This is a genomic window from Williamsia soli (assembly GCF_017377795.1).
Taxonomy (GTDB): Bacteria; Actinomycetota; Actinomycetes; order Mycobacteriales; family Mycobacteriaceae; genus Williamsia; species Williamsia soli.
Genome location: NZ_JAFRDR010000002.1, coordinates 1 through 24,663, shown reverse-complemented (window position 1 = coordinate 24,663; position 24,663 = coordinate 1). Strand labels below are relative to the sequence as shown.

Sequence of the window (24,663 nt, the reverse complement as noted above, 5' to 3'; positions counted from 1 at the left end):
GCCGTCAACCTACGGTTGACGCCATGACAACCCCAGCACCCATCAAGCAGGTCCGCCTCGACGACCTGATCGAAGCCATCACCACTGTGCACACCGATGCGCTCGAGCAGCTGTCGACCGCCGTACTCACCGCGGACCATCTTGGCGATATCGCCGATCACCTGATCGGCCACTTCGTCGATCAAGCGCGACGTTCTGGCGCGTCTTGGACCGACATCGGAGTGAGCATGGGCGTCACCAAGCAGGCGGCGCAGAAGCGCTTTGTGATCAAGGCCGATTCGTCGATGCCGGCTCTCGACCCTAGCCAGGGGTTCAGCCGTTTCACGCCTAACGCCCGGAACGTCGTCGTCGCCTCGCAGGAAGAGGCGCGCACGGCTGGGCACGCCGAGATCACGACAGGACACCTCGCCCTGGGGCTCATCGGCGACGCCGACTCGATGGCAGCAAGGACCATCTCGGGACTCGACGTGGATTTTGGTGAGCTGCGCACCGCGGTCGCAGACACGTTCCCTGAACGGGCCACCGCCGTACCGGCACTCATTCCTTTCGACACGGGAACGAAGAAGGTTCTGGAACTGACTTTTCGAGAAGCCCTGCGTCTGGGCGCCGACAACGCCGGAACCGAGCACATCCTCCTGGCTCTGCTGGAGTACGAGAACGGCGAGGGCCCCTTGACCGAACTCGGGCTGACGAAGGCCGCTGCAGAGGCGCACGTGACGACGTCACCACCAGCAAGGTGATCTCGATATGACATAGCAACATCTGCGGAAGTCCAGCGGCGCTGTATGGCGTAGGGCACAATTCGGTCGATCGGAGACGTGACGAGCGTCACTACCGGGTGTGCTGAGGGGACAACATGCAGGACGGACACATGACGATCGTGCAGCTGACGAGATCGGGTGCGCACGATCGATGGGTCGGTGAGATCACGGACGCAGTGGGGTCGACGCCGCCGGGATCCCATGTGCACGTCGTGTTTCCTCCCGAACACGACTTCTGGGATTTCGTGATCGCAAACCTCGGCGGTTGCTCCGGTGTCACGATGACTTCGATCCCGAAGGTTTACGACGCCGGCTCGGTGTTCAACGCGGCCGCCCAAGCCTTGGCACCATCGGGCCGACCGTGGACCTGGTCGAAGCACCGCCCCGGAAGGCGAAGGCCTGCAACCGCTCTGCGTGCCCGCCTCGGCCGACTACAGCCACGCTGAACCTCCTCACTCCGCCCTTACATCGCACGGCGGACCGTCCGCCGCCCGATTCGCCCGTGGTGCATCGTGCCAGGACGGGGTACACCGGATGAATGCCGGAACTACCTGAGGTCGAGAACGCCAGGCAAGTCGTCGAGAAAGCACTGAACCGGGTCATCGTCGACATCGACGACACCGACACCTTCGAGTGCCGCCCGCATCGCCCGGGCGAGATCGCCCGAGCCCTCAAGGGCGGCCAACTCACCGAAGCCTGCCGACGCGGCAAAGCCATGTGGTGCGAAACCGTGATCGCTGACGGGACACCCGGTCCCACTCTCGGGATCCATCTCGGTATGGGCGGGCGAATCATCGTCACCGCACCAGATGGTGAGCAGACGTCGCGCTATGGCGGTGGTGATCCCCACGTCGGTGAACGCGACACCGACAAGCCAGAGTGGACGCGGTTCGCCATGACGTTCGACGACGGTGGTCAGCTGCGTCTCTTCGACAAGCGACGCCTCGGCAGGGTTCGACTGGAGCCGGACATCGACGCCCTCGGACCCGACGCCGCGGAGATCACCCGCGACGACTTCCGGCGCCGCATCGGATCCAGCGGAGCCCCGCTCAAAGCGAGGCTGCTCGATCAAGCTGCCATCGCCGGCATCGGCAACCTGCTCGCCGACGAAGTGTTGTGGCAAAGCGAGCTGTCACCGTCGCGTCGCGCCAAAACCCTGACCACAGACGAACTGGACGAGCTCCGAGTGATCCTGCGCCGCGCCATCCGGTCCGCGATCAAGAAGGGTGGCGTCCACACCGGCGATATCATCCCGTACCGCAAGACTGACGCCACGTGCCCACGATGCGACGCCCCGATGTCGCGAGGGACCGTCGGCGGACGAACGACATGGTGGTGTTCGCGAGAACAGAAGTGATCAGTCGTGATTCGATGGCGTCGGCGGCAACTGGACATGCCGCATTCCCGAATTGCTGATAGATCGGAACGACCGTGACAGATTTCGACACCCTGATCGTCGGTGCGGGGATTGCCGGGCTGACCGTTGCCCGGATCCTTGCCGGTCAGGGTCAGCGCGTCGTCATCCTGGAGGCACGCGACCGGGTGGGCGGCCGGGTCTGGACCTCGCGCAGCGACGACGGCGAGATCGTCGACCATGGCGCGTCCTGGATTCACGGGGTCGATGGCAACCCTGTCGCCGATGCGGTCGACGCCTTCGGCATGCGGACCGTCGAGTTCACCGTGGGGAGCTACCAACCCGACGGGCGACCGATCGCCTACTACTCCCCCACCGGTACGCGTCTGAGCGACGAAGACACCGACCGATTTGTGTCAGATATCTATTCGTTCAACGAGCATTTCGCGGCGGTCATCGCCGCGTCGGAACCCCACACATCCTTCGGCGAGGCAGTGGAAACGACGTTCGGCCAATTGAAGTGGGACCACGACCGAGCGATGCGAGTTCGGGAGTTCTTACGCCACCGGACCGAAGAGCAACTCGGCGTGTGGCTCGACGACCTCGACGCGCACGGGCTCGACGACGATGCGATCGATGGGGACGAAGTGGTGTTCCCCGACGGCTACGACGAACTCGCCACACATCTGGCCCAGGGACTCGACGTGAGGCTCCACCATGAGGTGACGCGTGTGACGTGGACGTCAGCCGGTGCTACCGCCGACACCGGCCATGGCCCGTTCTCCGCCGACCGGATCGTGGTCACAGTCCCGATCGGGGTGCTGAAGTCACCGCAGTTCACGATCGATCCACCACTGCCCGAACGCCATTCGCAAGCTTTGGACAGACTCGACATGAACGCGTTCGAGAAGGTGTTCCTGCGGTTCCCCAGCAAGTTCTGGGACGACGACGTCTACGCGATTCGTCAACAGGGTGAGGCCGGTCGATGGTGGCATTCCTGGTACGACGTGTCCGATGTGCATGGCTCCCCGACACTGTTGACCTTCGCAGCAGGCCCCTGTGCCCGGGAAACGCGCGGGTGGTCGGACGAGCACATCGCGAGTTCGGTCCTCGACGCTTTGCGCGGGCTGTACGGCGCCCGTGTCGTCGAACCCGATCGAGTGCACGTCACCCGCTGGCAGGACGACCCATACTCGCGCGGCTCGTACTCCTATATGACAGTCGGCTCGGATCGAAGCGATCACGATGACCTGGCGATCCCGATCGAGGACGTCCTCTACCTGTCCGGCGAAGCCACGTGGACCGACGATCCCTCGACCGTGACCGCTGCCGTGAAATCAGGACATCGAACGGCCGAACAAATCCTGGGTCGCGCGGTCCCATACGACACGATTTGGGCTGATGGCCACGCCTGATTTGTGCCACCGATCTCGTCGCCCCACAAACCCAGCGAGTCCAGGCAAACCCAGGTGCTGCAGCACCTGGTTCTGCCTGGAGAAAGTGGGTTTGTGACCGTTGGCCTCGAGAAACGACAATGGCCAGGTCGATGAAGATCAACCTGGCCATACTGTCGGGCTGACAGGATTTGAACCTGCGACCACTTGACCCCCAGTCAAGCACGCTACCAAACTGCGCCACAGCCCGTTGCGGCTCTTTCGGACCGCCGCATGAGATTACCTCAGGAACGTCCCGGTTCGAAAATCGCCTGGCAGATGAGCTATCGAGTACCCGCCGGAACAGAGAAAGCAGTCGGCCCGGTCACTTTCTGACCGGGGCCGACGCCTGACATCACTACTTCTTGCGTTCGCGTTTCTCGCGCACCCGCACGTTCACCTTGACCGGCGAGCCGTCGAAGTTGAACTCTTCACGCAGTTTGCGTTCCAGGAAGCGGCGATAGCCGGCTTCCAGGAAGCCCGTGGTGAAGAAGACGAACGTCGGTGGGCGCGTGGCAGCCTGGGTCGCGAACAGGACACGCGGCAACCGGCCGCCACGCATCGGCGGCGGGGTCTCGGCGATGACCGCCTTGAGCCAGGTGTTGAGCTGCCCGGTAGACACCCGCTTGTCCCAGGACGCCAGGCTGGTCTCGAGCGCGGGAACGAGCCGCTGCACGGCCCGGCCGGTGTGCGCGGAGATGTTCACCTTGCGCGCCCAGGGCACCCGCGAGAGGTCGCGGTCGACCTCTTTCTCGAGCTGCAGCCGGCGGTCCTCATCGACCAGATCCCACTTGTTGAAGGCGATCACCAACGCGCGGCCGGCGTCGATGATCATCGTCAGCACGCGCTGGTCCTGCTCGGTGATGGGCTCGGAGGCGTCGATCAGCAACACCGACACCTCGGCCGCTTCAATTGCCGAACGGGTCCGCAAAGACGCATAGAACTCGTGGCCACTCGACTGCTGCACTTTCTTGCGCAGTCCGGCGGTGTCCACGAAGTTCCAGATCTTGCCGCCGAGTTCGACGAGCTCATCGACCGGGTCGACGGTGGTGCCCGCAACGTTGTCGACGACGGCGCGGTCTTCACCGGTGAGCTTGTTCATCAGCGAACTCTTGCCGACGTTGGGCTTGCCGACCAGCGACACACGACGCGGGCCACCGGTCAGCGTTGTCTCTCTGGGGGTTTCGGGTAGTGCCTCGAGGATCTTGTCGAGCAGATCGCCGGTACCGCGGCCGTGGGCGGCCGACACCGAGTACGGCTCCCCCAATCCCAGCGACCACAGCGCGGCGGCCTCGGATTCGATGCGCTCGTCATCGACCTTGTTGGCCGCCAGCAACACCGGGGTCTTCGAACGTCGTAGCACCTTGGCGACCGCTTCGTCGGTGGTGGTGGCGCCGACGGTGGCATCGACCACGAGCACGATGGCGTCGGCGGTCTTCATGGCCACCTCGGCCTGCCGTGCCACCGACTGCGCCATCCCCTTGGCGTCGGGCTCCCAGCCGCCGGTGTCCTGCACCATGAAACGTCGGCCGGCCCACGATGCGTCGTACGAGACGCGGTCGCGGGTCACGCCCGGGATGTCCTCGACGACGGCTTCACGTCGTCCGAGGATGCGGTTCACCAGCGACGACTTGCCCACATTGGGCCGTCCGACGATGGCGACGACGGGCACCGCGACCGCGGATCCTTCTTCGCCCAGCTCGGTGAACTCGCTGATGTCCCAGTCGGATTCGTCTGTCCACAGACCGTCGTCGCCGACGCCTGCTCCATCAAAACTGTCACTCATGCCTTTACCTCGCTCGAGCTCTCCACGTGAATGCGACGACGCGCCAAATCGACCAGCTTGGCGATCACCTCTTCGATGCCCAGGTCGGTGGTGTCGACCTGCACGGCGTCATCGGCCGGTCGCAACGGCGAGGCGGACCTCGTCGAATCCAGGTGGTCCCGCCGGAGCACGTCCTCGAGCACCGTCGCGTATTCACTGTCTCTGCCTGCCGCCGTGTTCTGATCGTGCCGCCGCTGGGCGCGGGCCTCGGCCGAGGCGGTCAGGAACACTTTGAGGTCGGCGTCAGGGAACACGACGGTCCCGATGTCGCGACCTTCGAGCACGCTGAGCCCGCTCTGGGCCAGATCACGCTGTGCCTGCACCAACCGGGTGCGGACCGCCGGCACCGCCGACACCGCCGACACCGAGCGGGTGACATCGTCGCCGCGAATCTCCTCGCTCACATCTTCGCCGTCCATCAGCACGATCTGCTTGACCGGACTGTTGGTGACCGAGATGGTCAACCCTTCGGTTGCCTTGTCGATTGCCTCGGCGTCGTCCAGCGCCACGCCCGCACGCAAGACGCGCAACGTCGCCACGCGGTACATCGCACCGGTGTCGATGTAGTTGGCGCCCAACGCAGTTGCGACCCGACGCGACACACTCGATTTACCGGTGCCCGCGGGCCCGTCGATCGCGATCACTGCACGGTTCGTCACATTCCCACCGCCTTGTAGAGCGCGCCGATTTCGTCGTTACCCATCACACGCAGGGTGCCCGGGCGCTGCTCGCCGACGTTCACGGCGCCGATGTCGGTGCGCACGAGGCGGATCACCGGGTGGCCCGTTTCGTCGAGCATGCGGCGCACGATCCGCTTGCGACCCTCGTGCAGCGTCAACCGGAGCAGTGAGATGCCTTCGTTCACGTCGAGCAGAGCGAACTTGTCGACCTTTGCCGGTCCGTCGTCGAGCTCGATACCGTCACGCAAGGTGCGGCCCAGGCTGCGGTTGACCTCACCCCGGACAGTGGCCATGTAGGTCTTGGGTACCTCGAACGAGGGGTGCATCAACCGGTGCGCGAGCTCGCCGTCGTTGGTGAGCAGGATCAGGCCCTCGGTGTCGGCGTCGAGCCGGCCGACATGAAAGAGCCTCTGCCCCGCCATGACCCGTTCGGCGACGAGGTCACCGATGCACGGACGGCCGAACTCGTCGGCCATCGTCGACTGCCAGCCCTTGGGCTTGTTCAGAGCCAGGTACTGATGTTCTTCGTTGACGACAACGCGAGCGCCGTCGACGCGGACCACTGCGGTCTCTGGATCGATGCGCAGACCCTGTTCGGTGACGACCTCACCGTCGACCTCGACACGACCGGCCGCGATCAGTTCTTCGGCGCCGCGACGCGATGCGACACCGGACTGCGCCAGCACCTTCTGCAGACGCGTCCCGCCCTTGACGTAGGTCGCTCCGTCGCCGCCGACGTCGAGCGGATTCTGGTCGCGCGCGGGTTTGGCGTTGTTGAGCCGAACCTGCCCGCTCTTGACATCGGGAGCCGACTTCGGCTTGCCCTCAGGACCCGGGCCCTTGCGATGCGCTTTACGGAAGCGCTCGGTTGCGGCGCCCTTGGTCGGCTTGCCGCCAGTGGGTTTGCCGGTCGGCTTGCCGCCAGTGGGTTTGCCGGTCGGTTTTCCGCCGGCAGCTGCACCCGGGGATCGATCACGATCGCCGGTCGGACGACCACGCTCGCCACCGGAACGGCCGCGCTCACCCGTGGGACGACCGGCGCCTTCGCCTCTGCGCTCGCCACGCTCAGCATGCCGGGGACCGCCACGTTCCTCAGATGGTCGCCCGCCGCGATCGCGGGACGATGCAGTACGCCGATCTCCCGTGGGGCGGCCGCCGCGGTCCTCTGCGGGCCTGCCACCACGATGTTCGGCTCTGGCGCCTTTGTCTCCATAGGGCTTCCGATCGCGATCGCCCGAGGAGTTCCCTTCCTCACGCGATCCGCGCCTCTTGCCTTTGTCTTTGCTTCTGTCCGGTCTGCCGTCTCGGCTAGCGGGTGCCATGCTCGTATCCCTAATTCCCGTCGAACAGCTGTTCCGCAGCGCGGAATCAGTCGTCGTCGACGGTGATGTTGTGTGTTTTGTTGTTCAAGTCTGACGTGTTACCTGCCAGTTTGGCGAATCGCGGGTCGGCGTTGATCTCATCACCGAGGGCGTCGATCACATCGACGTCCGGTAGGAGTGGCGCCAGATCCGGTAGTTCACTCAGAGATGCCAACCCCAGACGTTCCAGAAAAAGTTCCGTGGTGTTGTACGTCACGGCTCCCGAGTCGACGTCGGTGCCCGCTTCGCTGATGAGTCCACGGGCCAGGAGGGTTCTGATCACGCCGTCCACGTTCACCCCGCGGACAGCACTGACGCGCGAGCGGGTGACCGGCTGCCGATAGGCCACGACCGCCAGGGTCTCCAGCGCCGCCCGGGTGAGCTTCGACCGCGCACCGTCGAGGAGCAGACGCTCGACGTAGGGGGCGAACTCGTTGCGGGTGTAATACCGCCACCCGTCACCGGCGAAACGCAGGTCGATACCGCTACGCCGGTCGTTCAGTTCGGCGGCCATCTGCCGGAGCATCGCCTCGACGCGCACCGCGCTCTCGTCGAGCGCCGAGGCGAACTGATCGGTTGTCGCGGGACTGTCCGTCACCAGCAGCATTGCCTCGAGCGCGGACCGGAGCTCGTCGTCGTCGAGGGTGTCGGTGTCCGTTTCGAACAACGTCTCGGGTTCGACGGCGGCCTCGGTGTCCAGATCATCCATAGTCATCTGCCTTGTCGATTGTCACTTCGGCCTCGTCACGCTCGCCGGTCCAGCTGACCATCAGGGCGCCGAGGGCCTCGGGCTGTTCGAATGCCACCGCGCGTTCCCGGTACAGCTCGAGCAACGCCAGGAACCTGGCGACGACACCAAGACCGTTGTCACATTCGCTCACGAGTTCGGTGAAGCTGACCCACGCGCCTGCGCCGGCGTTGCGGAGGATCTCGCCGATACGCAGCGCCTGCTCGGGGACGGACACCGTCGACACGTGCAAGTGCCCGAGTCCGACTTGAGGCACCGGTTTGGGCGTCATCGCGGCGACCGCTACCTCGGCGAACACACCCGGCGACACTCCGATGGTCACTTCGGGAAGGAGCGACTCGAAACGTTGCTCCAGCGAGACTGCCCGCGGGTAGCGTTGCAGCGCAGCAGCTTCGAGTTCGGCGAACAACACGGCGACCTGCTTGTAGGCCCGGTACTGCAGCAGTCGGGCAAAGAGCAGGTCGCGGGCTTCGAGTAGTGCGAGATCCTCGTCGTTCTCGACCTCACCTGAAGGCAACAACCGCGCGGCCTTGAGGTCGAGCAGGGTCGCTGCAACCACCAAGAACTGCGTTGTCTGATCCAGGTCCATCTCGGCACCCAGAAGCCTGGTGTAGGCGATGAAGTCATCGGTGACCTCGTGCAACGCCACCTCGGTGACGTCGAGGCGGTGTTGACCGATGAGATTCAGCAGCAGATCGAAGGGCCCCTCGAAGTTCCTCAGCTTGACCTGGAACCCGGTCTTCGCCGGCTGCTCTTCCGTTGCCACCTCCGCAGGCGCGATCGCGGCGCGGGAGGATTCGGTGGCGTCCAGTTCCGGTGGTGACGTCTCGGTCATCGGCTAGCGGGTACGGAAGATGACTTCACGGGCAAGGGCCCGATACGCCCTGGCCCCGGTCGACTTCGGCGCCCACGACGTGATGGGTTCACCCGCGACGCTCGTCTCGGGGAAACGCACCGTCCTGCTGATCACCGTGTCGTAGACCTTGTCTCCGAACACCTCGACGACTCGGGCCATCACCTCACGGGAGTGCAGGGTGCGGGCATCGAACATGGTCACGAGGATGCCGCCGAGCTTGAGACGCGGGTTGAGCCGGTCGCGCACCTTGTCGATGGTGTCGCTGAGCAGGGCCAGTCCGCGCAGACTGAAGTACTCGCATTCCATCGGGATGACGACCGTGTCCGCACAGGCGAGGGCGTTGACGGTCAACAATCCCAGCGACGGCTGGCAGTCGATCAACACGTAGTCGTAGCGATCGAGCAAAGGATGCAAGGCGCGGCCGAGGGTGTGTTCTCTGCCCACCTCGTTGACGAGCTGAATCTCCGCCGCCGAGAGGTCGATGTTCGACGGCAGCAGGTCCATACCGTCGACGCGGGTACGCATCAGCACCTCGTCCGCAGACACCTGTGGCGGAACGAGCATGTTGTGCACCGTCAGGTCGAGTTCATGGTGCGGAACGCCCAGGCCCGCCGACAGAGCGCCCTGCGGATCGAGGTCCACGAGCAACACCCGGCGTCCACACTCGGCCAGGGCGGCTCCGAGGTTGATGGTCGACGTCGTCTTACCGACGCCACCCTTTTGATTGCAGATGGCGACAACCGTCGCCGGACCGTGCCGGTCGAGCGGAGTCGGCTCGGGTACCTCGCGCAGCGGCCGCCCTGTCGGGCCGAGCTCGCCGGGGGTGCCCGGTTTCTCGCGGTCATGGTCGTCATCGCCACGTTGCGGCGTGGAGATCATCAACTGATTCGCATCACGCCCGGGCCGATGAGGTGGCTGTGGCGTTGTCACCCTTGCGAGCCTAGTGCGTCGGCGTTGCGCGGCTGTGGAGGCTCACCGTCAGAGGCCTTCGCACCGGTCAGCGGCGGCGCTCCAGGCCGAATTCGACCCGCCCCGCCCACCCGAATTTGCGCCACCCAGCCCCAACTGCCGGTGGAGCCCCCGAAAACGGGTGGGCGATGAATGGACGCCGACCCGCCCCGCCCCGCCCCGCCCCGCCCCGCCCCGCCCACCCGAATTTGCGCGGCCCAGCCACAACTGCCGGTGGAAGCCACAAAAACGGGTGGGCGATGGTAGGCCCTCAAGCGTCTACCTCGCGCGCGGATGCGCCAAGGCGTAGACCTCGCGCATGGTTCCGACCGTCACCAGGGTGTACACCTGCGTGGTGGTCACCGATGCGTGGCCGAGGAGTTCTTGGACCACGCGCACGTCTGCCCCGCCGTCGAGCAGGTGCGTCGCGAAGCTGTGCCGCAGTGTGTGCGGCGAGACCGATTTGTCCAGTCCGGCGCGGGCCGCCGCGTCGACGAGCACCTGCCATGCGCTCTGCCTGCTCAGCCGGCCGCCCCGGGTGTTGAGGAACAGGGCGGGATTGAACCGCGACACCAACGCGGGTCGACCCCGGACCAGATACGCGTCGAGAGCTGAGATGGCGGGTCTACCCACCGGAACGACGCGTTCCTTGCCGCCTTTGCCGCGCAGCAAGACAGACCGTGATTCGGTCTCGATGTCGTCGACGTCGAGGGCGACGGCCTCGGAGATACGTGCCCCACAGCTGTAGAGCAGTTCGAGCAGGGCGCGATCGCGCAGTGCCCGTGGTCCGTCGGAGACGTCGTCGCCTCCGCTCGCAGTGAGGATCGCCAGCACCTCGTCCACCGGAAGACTCTTCGGGAGTCGGCGCGGGGCTTTCGGAGGTGCCACTGCATGGGCGACGTCGGCGACGACGATGCCCTCTGCGGCAGCGAATTTGTGAAAACCTCTCGTGGCCACCAGCGTTCGCGCAATCGAACTGTCCGCCAGCGGTGGACGGTCGTTGTCTGCATCACCGCGTCGCAGGGCGACCAGGAATTCACGGATGTCTGATTCGTGCACGTCCGCCAGGGCATCGATCCCCCGCGACTCCAGATACTCCTGGTACCGGCGCAGGTCGCGGGCGTAGGACTGCAGGGTGTTGGGAGCCGAACCGCGTTCGACCTCGAGGTGATCCAGGTACATCTGCACCTGGTCGGCCAAGGTCATGACGGTCCGGCCGAGCTCATGAGCCGGCGTGCCGGTCGGCGAACGCCGTCGGCTTGTCGGTCCACGGCGCGTCGATGTCGCGCAACGGGACCGATCCGGATCGGTGCGCAACAAGCGCCAGAATCCCTGCAACCGCGGTGGCATTGACGATCTCGCCGGAGAACACCTTGTGCACAGCGTCGTCGATCGGCACCCAGTGCACGGTCATGTCCGCTTCTTCGTCTTCGCGATCGGGCTGCTCGGCGGCGCTGATCCCTGTCGCCAGATACACCCGCAAGGCCTCATCGGTGAAGCCCGGCGACACCGCGACGTCGACCAGCGTGCTCCAGAGTTCGGCCGCCAGACCGGTTTCTTCGACCAACTCACGTCGGGCGGCCTCGACCGGGGCCTCGTCGGGACCGCCGTCGAGGAGCCCGGCGGGCAACTCGAGCAGGCGCCGACCGATCGGATGCCGATATTGCAGGACCAGGGCGATCTCGTCCCGTTCATTGACGGCCACGACGGCCACCGCCCCGTGATGCTCGACGACCTCGCGGTGAGCGGTCCGTCCGCCGGGCATCGCGACCTCGTCCACCCGCAGCGCGAGGATCGCCCCGTCGTAGCGCACGTCGGTATCGATGGTCCGAAACTCGTGCGGCTCGCTCAAGCCCCGGCCTCCACGACACCGGCCTCGGCGCCGGTGACGTCGTCGAGGTCGGGATCGGAGTCGTCGTCGCCGTGCACGTTCACGGGCAGCCGTTCGGCCGCCTTGTAGCGCAACGACGCCCGCACGAATGCACTGAACAACGGATGGGGTCGTGTCGGGCGGCTCTTCAGTTCGGGATGTGCCTGAGTTCCCACCAAGAACGGGTGTACTTCCCGCGGATACTCGACGAACTCGACGAGGTGTCCGTCCGGCGAGGTGCCCGAGAAGACCAGACCACTTTCGGCGACCTTGTCGCGGTAGGTGTTGTTGACCTCGAAGCGATGTCGGTGCCGCTCCGAGACATCCACCGAACCATAGGCACCTGCGACCACGGAACCGCGTTTGAGCTTGGCGGGATAGGCACCGAGCCGCATCGAGCCGCCCAGATCGGCTTCGCCCGCCACTGCCTGCTCCTGATCGGCCATGGTCGAGATCACCGGGAACGGTGTGTCCGGGTCGAACTCTGTCGAACTCGCATCCTCGAGCCCGGCCTGGCGTGCGGCATCGATGACGATGCACTGCAGACCGAGACACAGTCCGAGGAGCGGTACACCGCGGGTGCGGGCGTACCTGATGGCGCCGACCTTGCCCTCGATGCCGCGGATGCCGAACCCTCCCGGAATGAGGATGCCGTCGGCCTGGGCGAGCACGGCCAGGGCTCCGGCGTCGTCGACGCAGTCGTCCGACTGCACCCACACGAGCTTCACATGGGCACGATGGGCGAAGCCGCCGGCCCGGATGGCCTCTGTCACAGACAGATAGGCATCGGGGAGTTCGACGTATTTGCCGACCAGGGCGATGGTGACCTCTTCGCGCGGTTCGTGCACTCGCTTGAGCAACTCGCCCCACACGGTCCAGTCGACGTCGCGGAACGGAAGCCCGAGCTTGCGGACCACGTACGCGTCGAGTTGCTCCGAATGCAGCACCTTGGGGATGTCGTAGATCGACGGGGCGTCCGGAGTCGAGATGACCCCTTCGACTTCGACGTCGCACATCAGCGCGATCTTGTTCTTGAGCGGCTCGGGTACGTCGCGATCGCAGCGCAGGATCAGGGCATCGGGCTGGATGCCGATATTGCGCAGTGCTGCGACGGAGTGCTGGGTGGGTTTGGTCTTGAGCTCACCCGACGGGGCCAGATACGGCACCAACGAGACGTGGAGGAAGAACACGTTGTCCCGGCCGACGTCGTGCCGGATCTGCCGCGCGGCCTCGATGAACGGCTGCGACTCGATGTCGCCGACCGTGCCACCGATCTCGGTGATCACCACGTCAGGGATCTCACCGTCGGCGTCGGCCTGGCTCATCGCCCGGATCCGGTTCTTGATCTCGTCGGTGATGTGCGGGATCACCTGCACAGTGTCGCCGAGGTATTCACCGCGCCGCTCTTTCGCGATGACCGTCGAATACACCTGGCCCGTGGTGACATTCGCGAATCCGGACAGATCGCGGTCCAGGAAACGTTCGTAGTGACCGACGTCGAGGTCGGTTTCCGCGCCGTCCTCGGTGACGAAGACCTCACCATGCTGGAACGGGTTCATCGTCCCCGGGTCGACATTGAGATACGGATCAAGCTTTTGCATCGTCACCCGCAGTCCCCGGGAGGTGAGCAACTGGCCGAGGCTGGAGGCCGTCAGACCCTTTCCGAGCGAGGACGCGACGCCCCCGGTGACGAAGATGTGCTTGGTGCCTGATCGCACATGGCGTAATGGTCGCAACGCTTCTCCCGTTCGGCTGGAGACGAAGCCGGCTGAGGAACTCACCACCGGCAACGCAGGCAAGAAAACCTTGCCTACCTACGGGACTCCACGGTAACACCACTGGACCGATTTCTTGGCCTTGACACGGGCGATCGCTCGTCGCCCGTCCGCGGAGGCCGACGAGGAATCGGCCTCGGTCAGCTCTCGGGGGCGATCGCGGTGGCACCGGGACCGGTGCCGTACGCGCCCTGCTTGTTACCCAACTCGTCGGCGAGTGCCAGCACGGTGGTGATCCGGCCGGTCGCCTGATCGACGTTGTCCACAGTGGAGACCTGCGAGTTCAGCGATGGGTCCGCCCGGACCACGGCAATCGGCGAGGACCCTTCCGCAGATCCGGTCCGGCCGACGAGGACGGTGCCCGCACCGCGCTCGGAGAACGCTGCCGCGAAACGCGCCACGACCTGTCCTCGTGCACCCGAGTCGTCGGCAAACTTGTTGCCGGTCACGATGATCGCCAACTGGGCAGGCTCGATCGCACCGTCGGCGTAGTCGACAAAACCGCCCTGCTTGAGGGCCGCGAGCCCGGCGTCGGTGTCGCTCCCCGACACCTGCGGTTCGGCATCTTGAGGTGACAGCTGCAACAGCAGACCCAGCAGATCGCCCGCGCGGCCACCCGAATCGGTCAGTTCGGTCCGAAGTGTACTTCCGGCCGGGATCGACTGATCGATGATCGACCTGATCTTCTCCGCGTTCTGATCGCTGACGAACTCATCGGTGAGCGCGAGTTGACCGTTGAAGACCGCACCCGACTTGTTCAGGTTGTCCTTGACCGCCGCCACGTCACCTTCATCGGCGCCGGGCGTGGTGACGATCAGTACCGGCCGATCGCGCAAGGTGCCCTCGAGTAGACGACCGGCTATCGCGGTGTCGAAGTTGTTGGCGGCGTTGACATTGTTGGTCAGCTGCTGATTCTCGTCACGCAATTCCTGCTCACGCTTGTCTTGGGCATCGCTGGACGATCCGAACGTGTCAGCGACAAATCCGGATCCCAGCACCACACCCACGGCAAGAGCCAGGAAGACCGCGACCAGCGAAATAGCATGCTGGCGAAGCGAAATCACTACTTATCCGATCCAAGCCCCAGCGGGCTCACTCATTCCAGACCTGCTGGACCCACTCGGTCAGTCGGTTCCACTGGTCGACGATCCACTCGGTGACCTCACCGCCGGCACTCGACATGAGCACCGCGACGATCAGCGCAACCAGGGCGGCCAGGATCAACAGCGCGATGGCAGCACCCGACACCCGCGAACGATAAAGCGTGGCAACTGCTTTCGAATCGACGAGCTTGGGTCCGACCTTCAGCCGGGTGAGGAACGTCGACGGGTTCGACTCGCGCAGGCTGCGGTCGAAGAACTCGTCGAGCGACGCAGCATGTCCCACGGTGACGATCAGAGCGGCCTCGTGATGATCCACCAAGAGCAACGCAAGGTCGGCGGCCGAGCCCGCCGCCGGGAACGTCATGGCACCGATCCCGAGATCCTGGATGCGTTCGAGACCGGGAGCGTGACCGTCGGGGTCTGCGGGCAGCACCACCTGGGCGCCGGATTTGAGCGTCGCCGACTTCATGCCCTCGGGGTCGCCCACAACCAGGTCGGGCCGGTAGCCCAGATCCATCAGGGTGTCTGCGCCACCGTCGACGCCCACCATGATCGGCTGATATTCCTTGATGAACGGCTTGAGTCGCTTGAGGTCTGCGACATGATCGGCGCCGTCGGCCACCACGACCACATGCCGACCTTCGATGCGCACGTCGACATCTGGTACGCCGACGCCATCGATCAGTAACGGCGATTCGCTGCGGATGAACTCGATGGTGTTGCCGGAGAACGCTTCCAGGTGATCGACGAGACCAGTCTTGGCGTCGATCATGAGGTCGGCGATCTCTCGCTCCCCCAGTTCGGTGCCTTTGGCGAGCCGACGCTCGCCGGTGTACAGGCCACCTTCGTCGGCGCGGATCTTGGCGCCGTCCTTGATGCGTTTGAACACCTCGACACCGACGTCGTCGATCAGGGTGATGCCCGATGCCACCAGCAACTCGGGTCCGAGATTGGGGTACCGCCCGGAGATGGACGGCGAGGCGTTCACCACCACCAGTACGTCGGCGGCGACCAGGGCATCGGCGGTGACCCTGTCGAGGTCGACCTCGTCGAGGATCACGATGTCCCCGGGGCCGACCCTGGACAGGAGTCGTTTGGTGTTCTTGTCGATCCTGGCGATACCGCTGATCCCAGGCAGAGTTTCGGTTGTGCGTGACAGCAGGGCAGGCATCTTCATGCGAGAAACACTGAACCACCACTCGACAGTTTTGGTGGAGGCGCGCCGTAACACACGCCACTTTTGTCACACGAGTAACACCCGTGTCAGTCCGTCAGAAGGCAGATTTCTCGGATTCGGCTGTGCTCAGGAGCTCTTCCGCGTGCGCGCGACCGGTGTCGGAATCTCCCAGGCCGGCGAGCATGCGGGCCAGTTCCGCCACTCGCTCATCGCGGTCGAGAACCTCGACCGAGCTCGTCACACGGCTCGACTTGGACGACTTCCCGGAGGACGTCTGTTTACCGATCAGCAGGTGGTTGTCGGCAAAGGCCGCGACCTGCGGCAGGTGGGTCACCACGATGACCTGATGTGCGCGCGCCAACTTGGCGAGCCGTCGCCCGATCTCGACTGCCGCCCGGCCACCGACCCCCGCGTCGACCTCGTCGAACACCATCGTCGAACCGCCGCCCGGACCGGCGAGTACCACCTCGAGTGCGAGCATCACGCGAGACAGCTCGCCGCCGGAGGCCGACTTCGCGATCGGTCGCGCCTGCGCACCGGCGTGAGCGGTCAGTCCGAACTCCACTTTGTCGACACCGTGGGAACCGGCGTGCAGCTGCCGGCCGTCGATCTCGATGCCGCGACGGTCGGAGTCCGCTGATTCGTCGGGCACAACGGTGACCTCGAGCTGGGCATCCCCCATCGCGAGCCCCGTCAGTTCCGAACTCACTGTGGAAGCAAGCGACTTCGCGGCCTTGACGCGCACCTTGGTCAGCTTGACCGCGGCGACGGCTACGTCGTCGCGCGCCGCACCGACGCGTACAGCCAGCTCGTCGAGCGACTCAGACGAGTCCCCGATCTCGGCCAGCCGCGACCGTGCCGAATCCGCCCATCCGATGACGCCGTCGATGTCGGGGGCGTACTTGCGCACCAGAGACTTCAGTTCGGCCTGGCGTTGCAGCAATTGCTCCAGTTCGGCCGCGTCGACCGGCAGCCCGGAGACGAACGAGCTGAGTTCTTCCCCGATGTCGCCCACCACGGTGAGAGCTTCCTCGATGCGGGGCAGCAGAGCTCGCAACGTGTCGTCAGCCTGAGTTTCCAGCATTGTCCTGGCCGCACCCAAGCCGTCGAGAACCGAGGTACCGCTCGCCACATCGGCGTCGGGGCCCGCGCCGGTCACCGCGTCGAGCGCGGAGACCGCTGCGGTACGGATGGTCTCGAGATCACTGAGCCGCCGGACCGTCGCAGCGATCTCTTCGTCCTCCTGGGGTTGCGGCGCAACCTTGTCGATCTCGTCGAGTCCGAACTTGAGGCGATCGGCTTCCTGGGCGATCTCGCGGGAATTGGCCTGCCGGTCGCGCAGTTGATCGGCCAGCGTGATCCAGCGCTCTCGAGCCTCTCGGTAGGCCTTGAGTGGTTTGGTGATCGCCTCGGCCGAGAACCGGTCGAGCGCATCGCGCTGATGCTCCGACCGCAGCAGGCGGAGTTGGTCGTTCTGGCCGTGAATCGCCAGCTGCCCGCTGGTGAACTGCCCGAGGAGCCCGACGGGCACCGATCGGCCGCCGAGATGAGCCCGGGATCGACCATCGGCATTCACCGTGCGTACCGCGATGACGGTGCCGTCCTCGTCGAGCTCGGCGCCGGACGAATCCAGTACCTCTGCGGCCTCGGCACCGGTCGCGCGGAATCGGCCTTCGACGACAGCGCGACTCTGACCCGAACGGACGCGGCCGGCATCCGCGCGCGCCCCCGAGAGCAGGTGCAGACTCGTCACGACCATCGTCTTCCCCGCACCCGTCTCACCGGTGAGGACGGTCAGTCCTTCGTGGAACTCGGCACCGGCCTTGTCGATGACGCCGAGTCCGCTGATCGAAATCTCTTCGAGCACTACAGTTGCCTTCCCCTCCACCCGGTGACCGGCAGTTCGAACTTGCGCACCAACCGGTCGGCAAAAGGATCGGAATCGATGCGAACCCAGTGCACCGGTCGCTCACCTCTGACGATCTCCACCCGGCCACCGGCCGGGACTTCGATGTTGCGGCGACCGTCGCACGCCAGCAGGGCATCCTGGCCACGCGCGAGCACCTCGATCGCCACCAGCGATCGCGGACTCGTGACCATGGGCCGGGCGAACAGGGCGTGAGCGTTCGACGGGACCAGCAGAATCGCCTCGAGGTCGGGCCACATGACGGGACCGCCTGCCGAAAACGCGTATGCGGTGGACCCCGTCGGTGTCGACACCAGGATGCCGTCGGCCCCGAATGCCGAGACGGGTCGGCCATCGACCTCCGTGATGAGCTCCAACACACCTTGCCTGGACAGGTTCTGGATACTGGCCTCGTTCAGGGCCCAGCTCTTGGCCACCACCTGCCCGTCGACATGCACGGTGATGTCGAGCGTCATCCGGTCCTCGACCTCGTAGTCGCGGTTCACGAGCTGGGCCATCACCTCGTCGACACGGTTTGCCTCGGCTTCGGCCAGAAAGCCGATGTGCCCCAGATTGATTCCCAGCACCGGCACCTCTACCGGGTGGGCGAGCTCCGCTGCACGCAAGAAGGTTCCGTCGCCGCCGAGGACGATGACGACCTCACATCCGGCCGCGGACGACTCGTTCCCCGTCGTCACCGCGACGTCGGCACCGATCTCGCGCAGCTCCGCCGGATCGAGCGGGTTGACCGTGCTCAGGTATTGCGGTCCCGGATGACTCGGCATCGTGTCGTGATCGACGACCCGGAGGGCGATTCCGGCCTCGGCACATGACCGCGCGATGACAGCCATCGTCTCGTGGACGTTGTCCCGGCCGGTGTGGGCAACCACAAGAAACTCCCGTCCCTGCGGCCCCGCCGTCGGAGCCGTGCCACCCGCTGGGTTCGTCACTGGGGCCCTTTCTCGATCGCCTCGGCTATCGCCGCCCGCACAGTGTCGTCCACCGATGCCGGTTCCGGCTGTTTTCGCAGCCAGAGGAAGTATTCAACATTGCCCGACGGACCGGGCAGCGGGCTCGCCACCGCGCCGAGCGTGGCAAGGCCGTGGCTCGCCGCGGTCTCCGCCACCGCGGTCACGGCTTCGGCTCGCAACTCTCGACTACGCACCACGCCCCCCGATCCCACTCGATCTTTGCCGACCTCGAACTGTGGTTTGACCATCGGTAGCAGGTCCGCGCCGGCCTTGGCACAGTTGGCGAACGCTTCGAGGACAAGGTTAAGGGAGATGAACGACAAGTCCGCGACGACGAGGTCCACCGGCCCGCCGATCTGCTCGGCAGTCAGGCTCCGGACATTGGTCCGGTCGTGGATCTCGACGCGGGCGTCATTCTGCAGACGCCAGATCAGCTGGCCGTACCCGACGTCGACCGCCACCACCTGCTGAGCGTCCCGACGCAGCAATACGTCGGTGAATCCGCCCGTCGACGCGCCGGCGTCGAGACAGCGACGTCCGGCGACGCTGACGCCCTGCGGTTCGAACGCGGCCAGCGCGCCGAGCAACTTGTGCGCGCCCCGCGAGGCCCATCCTTCGTCGTCGCCCTCGGCCACCACGATCGGCGCACCGAGATCGACGTTGGTCGCGGGCTTACTCGCAACTGTGCCGTTGACCTTGACGCGGCCCGCTTCGATGAGTTCACGAGCGTGGTCGCGCGATCGCGCCTCGCCGCGGCGCACGAGCTCTGCGTCCAGGCGGGCCCTACGCGCCATGACTCGGACGACGTAGCGCGTCCGGACCCTTCGGTAGCGCCGGCTCAGGCACGGTCGACCTTCTCCAGAGCATCGGTGAGCACCCCATGCGCCTTCTCGAGCAGGTGAGCCTGCCGGGCAAGCTGCGCCAGTGCCTCACTGTCGGCGGCGTCGCCGACCGAAGCCGCGATGTCGTCAGCCTGTTCGAGCAACTCCGACACCTGACGCCGGATCTCATCGGGATCCACGGTGTGAGCAGACTCGTCGGGCGGCGCGGCGGGTCGGGGGCCGGGTACCGGGCGGGGTCCGGGCAGAGGTTGGTTCATCGCCTGCCAAGGCTAGTCGATTGTTAGCGTCTAGTGATGACCTCCACCACTGCGGGCGCCGGCGCACCTGATGCCCGAGTCCTACGACGCGACACGCAGCTGTGCATCTCGCTGTCGGGGCGACCAAGCAACATCGGCACGAAGTTCCACAATTACCTCTACAACGAGCTCGGACTCGACTTCGTCTACAAGGCCTTCAGCACTGCGGATTTGCCTGCGGCGGTCGGAGGGATCCGGGCTCTGGGCATTCGAGGCGCAGGGATCTCGATGCCCTTGAAGGAAGAGATCATCGACCTCGTCGACGTGATGCACGACTCGGCATCGGCCATCGACTCTGTCAACACCATCGTCAACGAAGACGGCACGCTCCATGCCTACAACACCGACTACCAAGCGGCAGCGAATCTGCTGCGAGACAGTTCCATTCCGACGGACTACACGGTGGCCGTGGCCGGAAGCGGCGGCATGGCCAAGGCTGTCGTGGCGGCGCTCCGCGACGAGGGATACTCGGACGCCGCAGTGATCGCCCGCAACGAGCAGACCGGCCGGGCACTCGCCGAACGGTACGGATTCACCTGGCAACCCGAACTCGGGTCCGCACGTCCGGATCTGCTGGTCAACACGACTCCGGTGGGGATGGCCGGCGGTCCCGACGCCGAGGGGCTACCGTTTCCATCCGCCGCGGTGGACGGGGCGAAAGCGGCCTTCGACGTCGTCGCGATGCCTGCCCGGACACCGTTGATCAGTGCATTCGACGGCCGCCCCGTGATCACAGGCGCACAGGTGATCGCCTTGCAGGCGGCCGAGCAGTTCGTCCTCTACACCGGGATGCGCCCCTCGGACGCCCAGATCAAGGCGGCGTCAGAGTTCTCCCGCAGCTGACGTCAGGCCAGCAGACCGGCGCTCATCAACGCAGACTGAGCCACCTCTTCGGCGGCCTCGACGATCCACTTCGTCGACGTCTCTCGCGACCAGGCCTCGTGCAACACGGCGTAGAGCACCGCCGCCGGGTCGGCGCCGTCCTGCGCCACGACCGTCAGAGTGTGATCGAGGACGCTGACATGCCACCCGGGCCGCGGGCCGACGATCACATCGTCCGCGGCGGCGTTGAGACCTTGCAGATCCGACGCGATGAACGTCGGACGCTGCGCCTCCGGGGCGTTGAGGGCATCGGCTGCGGTGCTCACACCGGTCAGCACCAAAAGGCTGTCGGCCTCGATCGCATTCGCACCTTCGATGTCGGTGTCGAGGCGATCGCCGACCACCAGTGGTGTCTTCGAGCCACTTCGGTTGACGGCGTCGACCATCAGCGGCGACGCGGGCTTCCCGGCAACCTGCGGCTGCGCTCCCGTGGCGTTCGCGACCGCGGCCACCATCGAACCGTTGCCCAGCTGGAGACCGCGGTCGGTCGGTAAGGTCGCGTCGACGTTGCACGCCACCCACAGCGCACCCGCCCGGATCGCGAGTACCGCCTCGGACAGGATCGCCCAGCCGGTATCCGGTGAATGTCCCTGCACCACAGCGGCCGGACGGTCGTCCGCGCTCCGCGTCACCCCGAGGCCTGCAGATCGGACCTCATGAACGAGTGCGTCGGTCCCGACGACCAGGACTCGCGATCCCATCGGCAGTTGTTCTGCCAGGAGCCGCGCTGCCGACTGCGCACTGGTGACGACCTGGTCGGGCTCGGCCCGAAAACCCAGCTCCTGCAAGTGTTCTGCGACGTCCACGGGAGAACGACTGGCGTTGTTGGTCACGTAGTAGTTGCGCTGCTCGCCGGCATCGAGTGCGTCCTTCGCACCGGGGATCTCGTTCTTTCCTGCGTAGACCGTTCCGTCCAAATCGAGCAGCAAGACGTCGTACCCGTCCCGCAGGCGCGCACCGGGCTCGGCGGGGGCCGCCGGCACCAGCTGCGGCACAACCTGTTCCGGCACCTCCTTCAACGCAGTCGGCGCGCTGACCTCAGACACTGCTTTCGGGGCTTCCGCGTGCACGGGAGCGAGCAGGGCGGGCTCGGCGTCGGGTCCCTCGGCAGCCGGATCCGGCTCTGCCAATTCCATCAACCGGTCTTCGGCGTCGGTCACGTCGTCGTCATCCGCAGATGCGGCGTTCATGAACCACGTGATCGCGTCATCGCGCCGACCCGCCGCCAGCAGCGCAGCGGCATACGCGTAGAAGTACCGCGCCGCATCCGTACCGACTCGAGCCGGGTCGAGATCCTTGGTCTGCAGCGTGACAATTGCTTTGTCGAACTCACCGAGATCAAGACGCGCCCCCGACTCCACGATCCGCATCTCTGCAGCGTCCTCGCCGGTCAGGGCCCGGCCCTCGTCGCTGCGGGCGACATCGATCGCACGCTCGGGACGTCCCAGGCCACGCTCACAATCGGCGATCATCGGCAGTAGGGCGTTGCCGCCGGACATGCGCCGCGCGGCCCTCAACTCCGACAATGCCTCAGCCCACTCCTGCGCAGTGTAGGCGGCGATGCCTGCGGCCTCGCGAACCATCGCGATACGGCCGGCGCGGCGACGAGCGGCGCGGGCGTGTTCGAGCGCCAACACCGGGTCCTCGTCGAGGAGCCGGAAAGTCATGATGAGGTGTCGTGAAACCGTGTCGGCATTCGTGCGGTCGAGACTCAGCAGGTCGCGACGGACCTCGGTATCGAGATCCTGAGGGACGACGTCGTCGGGCAAAGGCGGCTCAGGCGGGCGGTTCGCGGATCCGGTGCCGCGGCGAGCGTCGGAGTCGTTACGGAAATTGCGGCCGCTGGGACCGTCACGGCGGTCGGTCGGGCGTCCACCGCCAGAGTTGCCGCGTCCGTTGCCACCACGATTGTTTCTGTCGTTCACGTCTGCCTCTTCGTCACGATCACACCACTCACGCCGAAACGGACCGATGGATTCACGCTATGTAGTTACCTGTACCGGCCGATCGGCCGCACGCCAGACTAGCCGTCGACAGCACCGAGACGCGAATTGGTCGAGCTCTGCCTATCGCGCGTCCAGCACCTCCTTTGCCGCGCGCTGACCCGAACGCACCGCACCGTCCATGTATCCGGTCCAATAATCGGAGGTCTCGGTCCCCGCCCAGTGGACGGGACCGACCGGAGCACGAAGGGCAGTCCCGTACCGGGTCAGCGTGCCCGGCCGACTCACCGCCACCGGACCACCCTGTGACCACGGCTCCAGGTCCCACTTGAAGATGCCGTGATCCACGTGGTCGTTGGCCTCGGGGCCGAAGTAGTCGACGAAGTTCTGGGTACATTCGGCCGTGATCTGCTCTTCGGACGCCTGATCCAGGCGACGCATCGAGTCGGCGGAGATGAACCCCATCAACACGTGGTTGCCCTCGGCGTAGTTCTCGAAACAGACGTCGATGGGATCGCCGTTGCCGATGACCTGCCCCGACAGCCCCTTCGCACGCCAGAACGGCTCGCGATATACCGCGGCGAACTTGCTGATTGCACCCATCCGGTATCCGGCGTGCAAGCCGACGCGAGCCGACGTCAGGCGCTGCCTGTAGTCGATGCCGCCACTGATCGCCGGCGACATCGCGACAACCACCTTCTTCGCCCTTACTGTCCCAGCATCGCTCTCGACGGTCGCCACCTCATCGGTCCAGCCGATCGACCGCACGGGAGCGTTGTACACCACCCGCTCGCCCAGCTCATTCGCAATTCGCAAAGGGATGAGGGCTGCGCCACCGACGAACAGACGTTCCTGCGCGCCGCCCGCAGTGCTGAGCAGCCGGATGAGACTGCCGGGGTTGGCTTCATCGCCTGCAGACGCGACGTAATTGAAGAAGTACAGCGCCGACAATTCGTGCGCCTCAACCGACAGTGCCGCAGAACTCGCCAGGCTCAAGAGCATCCGCGCCGTTGGGGACATCGTCCGCGACTCGAGCCATTGTTGCCAGGTCACGGAATCCAGATACGCCGCATCGCGGTGTTTCCAGGGCTCGCCGACGGGAAACCCCAGCAGCGGTTCGAGCTCGAGCTGAGACAGGGCCAGCGCCGCCTCAGGTGACGCGGGGTCGATGGGCAGACCGAGAGCGCTGGGCATCGTGGCCCGACGACCGCTGTTCCAGTAGATGCTGTCGCCTGCGTTGTAGGTCGGTAGCGACGCGACGCCATACTCCTTCGCCAACGCCGCGATGTGCGTTTGAGTCGGTCCGATGAACTCTGCACCTGCGTCGAGAGTCACGCCGAGTTTCGGCGTCGAGATGTTGTGAACGCGCCCGCCCGCCCGTTCCCGGGCCTCGAGAACCAGGACCGACCGGCCGCCTTCGGCAATCGTCTTGGCTGCGGCGAGACCGGACAGGCCTCCGCCGACGACGACCGCGTCGTACGTCTGAGCGCCGATACTCCCTCCGGGAGAGGCTGACGCGATACCCGATCCGAATACCCGGCCACCAAGTGCGAGTCCAGCGGCGCCGACAGCTACCCCGCCGAGGAGCCGACGACGGCTGACCGACGCCACGGTGCGGGACGGAGGATTGACACTGTGCAGCGAACTCGGCATGGCAGGAATCGTAACCGCTCGGAGCGATCCAAGTGGGTCGTATGACCCACTTGATGCCCTAGGGGCCGCCCTACCGTCGAGATGAAGTCGGCAGAACATAGCAAAATACCCCGTGTTCGAGATCCTGAGATCATCGAATACGGGGTATTCGCAAATTGTGTTCGGCGGTGTCCTACTCTCCCACACTGATTAGGGTGCAGTACCATTGGCGCTGGTGGGCTTAGCTTCCGGGTTCGGAATGGGACCGGGCGTTTCCCCACCGCTATAGCCGCCGTAACT

22 protein-coding genes, 1 tRNA gene and 1 rRNA gene are annotated in these 24,663 nt (G+C 65.6%); 5 read left to right on the top strand and 19 right to left on the bottom strand.

The genetic code is table 11. The annotated features are described in order from the left end of the window. Positions 1 to 23: 23 nt before the first annotated feature. The 4 genes from J3S28_RS04670 (at position 24) to J3S28_RS04655 (ending at position 3,530) form a co-directional block, all read left to right on the top strand. Complete coding sequence (locus J3S28_RS04670; protein WP_207838264.1) at positions 24 to 740, top strand: Clp protease N-terminal domain-containing protein; 717 nt, start codon at positions 24 to 26, stop codon at positions 738 to 740. A 131-nt stretch (positions 741 to 871) separates the two neighbouring features. Beyond that, positions 872 to 1,207: a hypothetical protein gene (locus J3S28_RS04665; RefSeq protein ID WP_207838262.1), complete on the top strand. Its 336-nt coding sequence runs from the start codon at positions 872 to 874 to the stop codon at positions 1,205 to 1,207. Positions 1,208 to 1,299: 92 nt separating this feature from the next. After that, complete coding sequence (locus J3S28_RS04660; RefSeq protein WP_207838260.1) at positions 1,300 to 2,118, top strand: Fpg/Nei family DNA glycosylase; 819 nt, start codon at positions 1,300 to 1,302, stop codon at positions 2,116 to 2,118. A gap of 74 nt (positions 2,119 to 2,192) precedes the next feature. Further along, a complete protein-coding gene (locus tag J3S28_RS04655) occupies positions 2,193 to 3,530 on the top strand; it encodes a flavin monoamine oxidase family protein (RefSeq protein ID WP_207838258.1) in 1,338 nt (445 codons plus the stop codon). A 155-nt stretch (positions 3,531 to 3,685) separates the two neighbouring features. On the opposite strand, the gene J3S28_RS04650 is transcribed toward J3S28_RS04655, so the two are convergent. The 16 genes from J3S28_RS04650 to J3S28_RS04575 form a co-directional block, all read right to left on the bottom strand. Beyond that, a tRNA-Pro gene (locus tag J3S28_RS04650) sits at positions 3,686 to 3,759 on the bottom strand. Positions 3,760 to 3,906: 147 nt separating this feature from the next. Further along, complete coding sequence (gene der, locus J3S28_RS04645) at positions 3,907 to 5,334, bottom strand: ribosome biogenesis GTPase Der (protein ID WP_084838169.1); 1,428 nt, start codon at positions 5,332 to 5,334, stop codon at positions 3,907 to 3,909. Further along, positions 5,331 to 6,017, bottom strand: a complete 687-nt coding sequence (gene cmk, locus J3S28_RS04640; protein WP_207839465.1) for a (d)CMP kinase — start codon at positions 6,015 to 6,017, stop codon at positions 5,331 to 5,333. Before cmk ends, der begins: the two co-directional genes overlap by 4 nt. An 11-nt stretch (positions 6,018 to 6,028) precedes the next feature. Continuing rightward, a complete protein-coding gene (locus J3S28_RS04635) occupies positions 6,029 to 7,375 on the bottom strand; it encodes a pseudouridine synthase (protein WP_207838257.1) in 1,347 nt (448 codons plus the stop codon). A 46-nt stretch (positions 7,376 to 7,421) separates the two neighbouring features. Further along, on the bottom strand, positions 7,422 to 8,123 hold the full coding sequence (gene scpB, locus J3S28_RS04630) for an SMC-Scp complex subunit ScpB (RefSeq protein WP_207838256.1): 702 nt from the start codon (positions 8,121 to 8,123) through the stop codon (positions 7,422 to 7,424). Beyond that, positions 8,116 to 8,997, bottom strand: a complete 882-nt coding sequence (locus tag J3S28_RS04625; protein WP_207838254.1) for a segregation and condensation protein A — start codon at positions 8,995 to 8,997, stop codon at positions 8,116 to 8,118. The genes scpB and J3S28_RS04625 overlap by 8 nt, the downstream gene beginning before the upstream one ends. Before the next feature lie 3 nt (positions 8,998 to 9,000). Next, positions 9,001 to 9,897 (bottom strand): ParA family protein, encoded by an 897-nt coding sequence (locus J3S28_RS04620; RefSeq protein ID WP_207839463.1) that lies wholly within the window; start codon positions 9,895 to 9,897, stop codon positions 9,001 to 9,003. Between the two features lie 348 nt (positions 9,898 to 10,245). Next, positions 10,246 to 11,172, bottom strand: coding sequence for a site-specific tyrosine recombinase XerD (gene xerD / locus J3S28_RS04615; RefSeq protein ID WP_207838253.1), 927 nt, complete (start codon positions 11,170 to 11,172; stop codon positions 10,246 to 10,248). Between the two features lie 16 nt (positions 11,173 to 11,188). Next, positions 11,189 to 11,818, bottom strand: coding sequence for an NUDIX domain-containing protein (locus tag J3S28_RS04610; RefSeq protein WP_207838251.1), 630 nt, complete (start codon positions 11,816 to 11,818; stop codon positions 11,189 to 11,191). Next, positions 11,815 to 13,572, bottom strand: coding sequence for a CTP synthase (pyrG, locus tag J3S28_RS04605; protein ID WP_207839461.1), 1,758 nt, complete (start codon positions 13,570 to 13,572; stop codon positions 11,815 to 11,817). Before pyrG ends, J3S28_RS04610 begins: the two co-directional genes overlap by 4 nt. Before the next feature lie 179 nt (positions 13,573 to 13,751). Further along, on the bottom strand, positions 13,752 to 14,675 hold the full coding sequence (locus J3S28_RS04600) for a copper transporter (protein WP_207838249.1): 924 nt from the start codon (positions 14,673 to 14,675) through the stop codon (positions 13,752 to 13,754). Positions 14,676 to 14,703: 28 nt separating this feature from the next. Next, a complete protein-coding gene (gene steA / locus J3S28_RS04595) occupies positions 14,704 to 15,891 on the bottom strand; it encodes a putative cytokinetic ring protein SteA (protein WP_084838178.1) in 1,188 nt (395 codons plus the stop codon). Between the two features lie 94 nt (positions 15,892 to 15,985). Continuing rightward, entirely contained in the window at positions 15,986 to 17,758 is a 1,773-nt protein-coding gene (gene recN / locus J3S28_RS04590; RefSeq protein WP_207838247.1) for a DNA repair protein RecN, read from the bottom strand. Beyond that, on the bottom strand, positions 17,758 to 18,747 hold the full coding sequence (locus J3S28_RS04585) for an NAD kinase (protein ID WP_207838244.1): 990 nt from the start codon (positions 18,745 to 18,747) through the stop codon (positions 17,758 to 17,760). Before J3S28_RS04585 ends, recN begins: the two co-directional genes overlap by 1 nt. Next, positions 18,744 to 19,562 carry a TlyA family RNA methyltransferase gene (locus J3S28_RS04580; RefSeq protein ID WP_207838242.1) on the bottom strand — a complete coding sequence of 273 codons (819 nt, stop codon included), beginning with the start codon at positions 19,560 to 19,562 and terminating at the stop codon, positions 18,744 to 18,746. The genes J3S28_RS04585 and J3S28_RS04580 overlap by 4 nt, the downstream gene beginning before the upstream one ends. Positions 19,563 to 19,606: 44 nt before the next feature. Then, positions 19,607 to 19,867, bottom strand: a complete 261-nt coding sequence (locus J3S28_RS04575; protein WP_237341113.1) for a hypothetical protein — start codon at positions 19,865 to 19,867, stop codon at positions 19,607 to 19,609. Between the two features lie 36 nt (positions 19,868 to 19,903). On the opposite strand from J3S28_RS04575, the gene J3S28_RS04570 reads away from it, so the two are divergent. Further along, positions 19,904 to 20,749 (top strand): shikimate 5-dehydrogenase, encoded by an 846-nt coding sequence (locus J3S28_RS04570; protein WP_207838240.1) that lies wholly within the window; start codon positions 19,904 to 19,906, stop codon positions 20,747 to 20,749. Between the two features lie 2 nt (positions 20,750 to 20,751). On the opposite strand, the gene J3S28_RS04565 is transcribed toward J3S28_RS04570, so the two are convergent. The 3 genes from J3S28_RS04565 to rrf all read right to left on the bottom strand — a co-directional run bounded on the left by J3S28_RS04565 (position 20,752) and on the right by rrf (position 24,660). Next, positions 20,752 to 22,713, bottom strand: a complete 1,962-nt coding sequence (locus tag J3S28_RS04565; RefSeq protein WP_207838238.1) for an HAD-IIA family hydrolase — start codon at positions 22,711 to 22,713, stop codon at positions 20,752 to 20,754. A 141-nt stretch (positions 22,714 to 22,854) separates the two neighbouring features. Beyond that, the gene (locus J3S28_RS04560; RefSeq protein WP_207838235.1) at positions 22,855 to 24,384 is read right to left on the bottom strand and encodes a flavin monoamine oxidase family protein; all 1,530 of its coding nucleotides are present in this window, start codon (positions 24,382 to 24,384) and stop codon (positions 22,855 to 22,857) included. 159 nt (positions 24,385 to 24,543) lie between these two features. Further along, positions 24,544 to 24,660: ribosomal RNA gene (gene rrf / locus J3S28_RS04555) — 5S ribosomal RNA — on the bottom strand. Between the last annotated feature and the right edge of the window lie 3 nt (positions 24,661 to 24,663).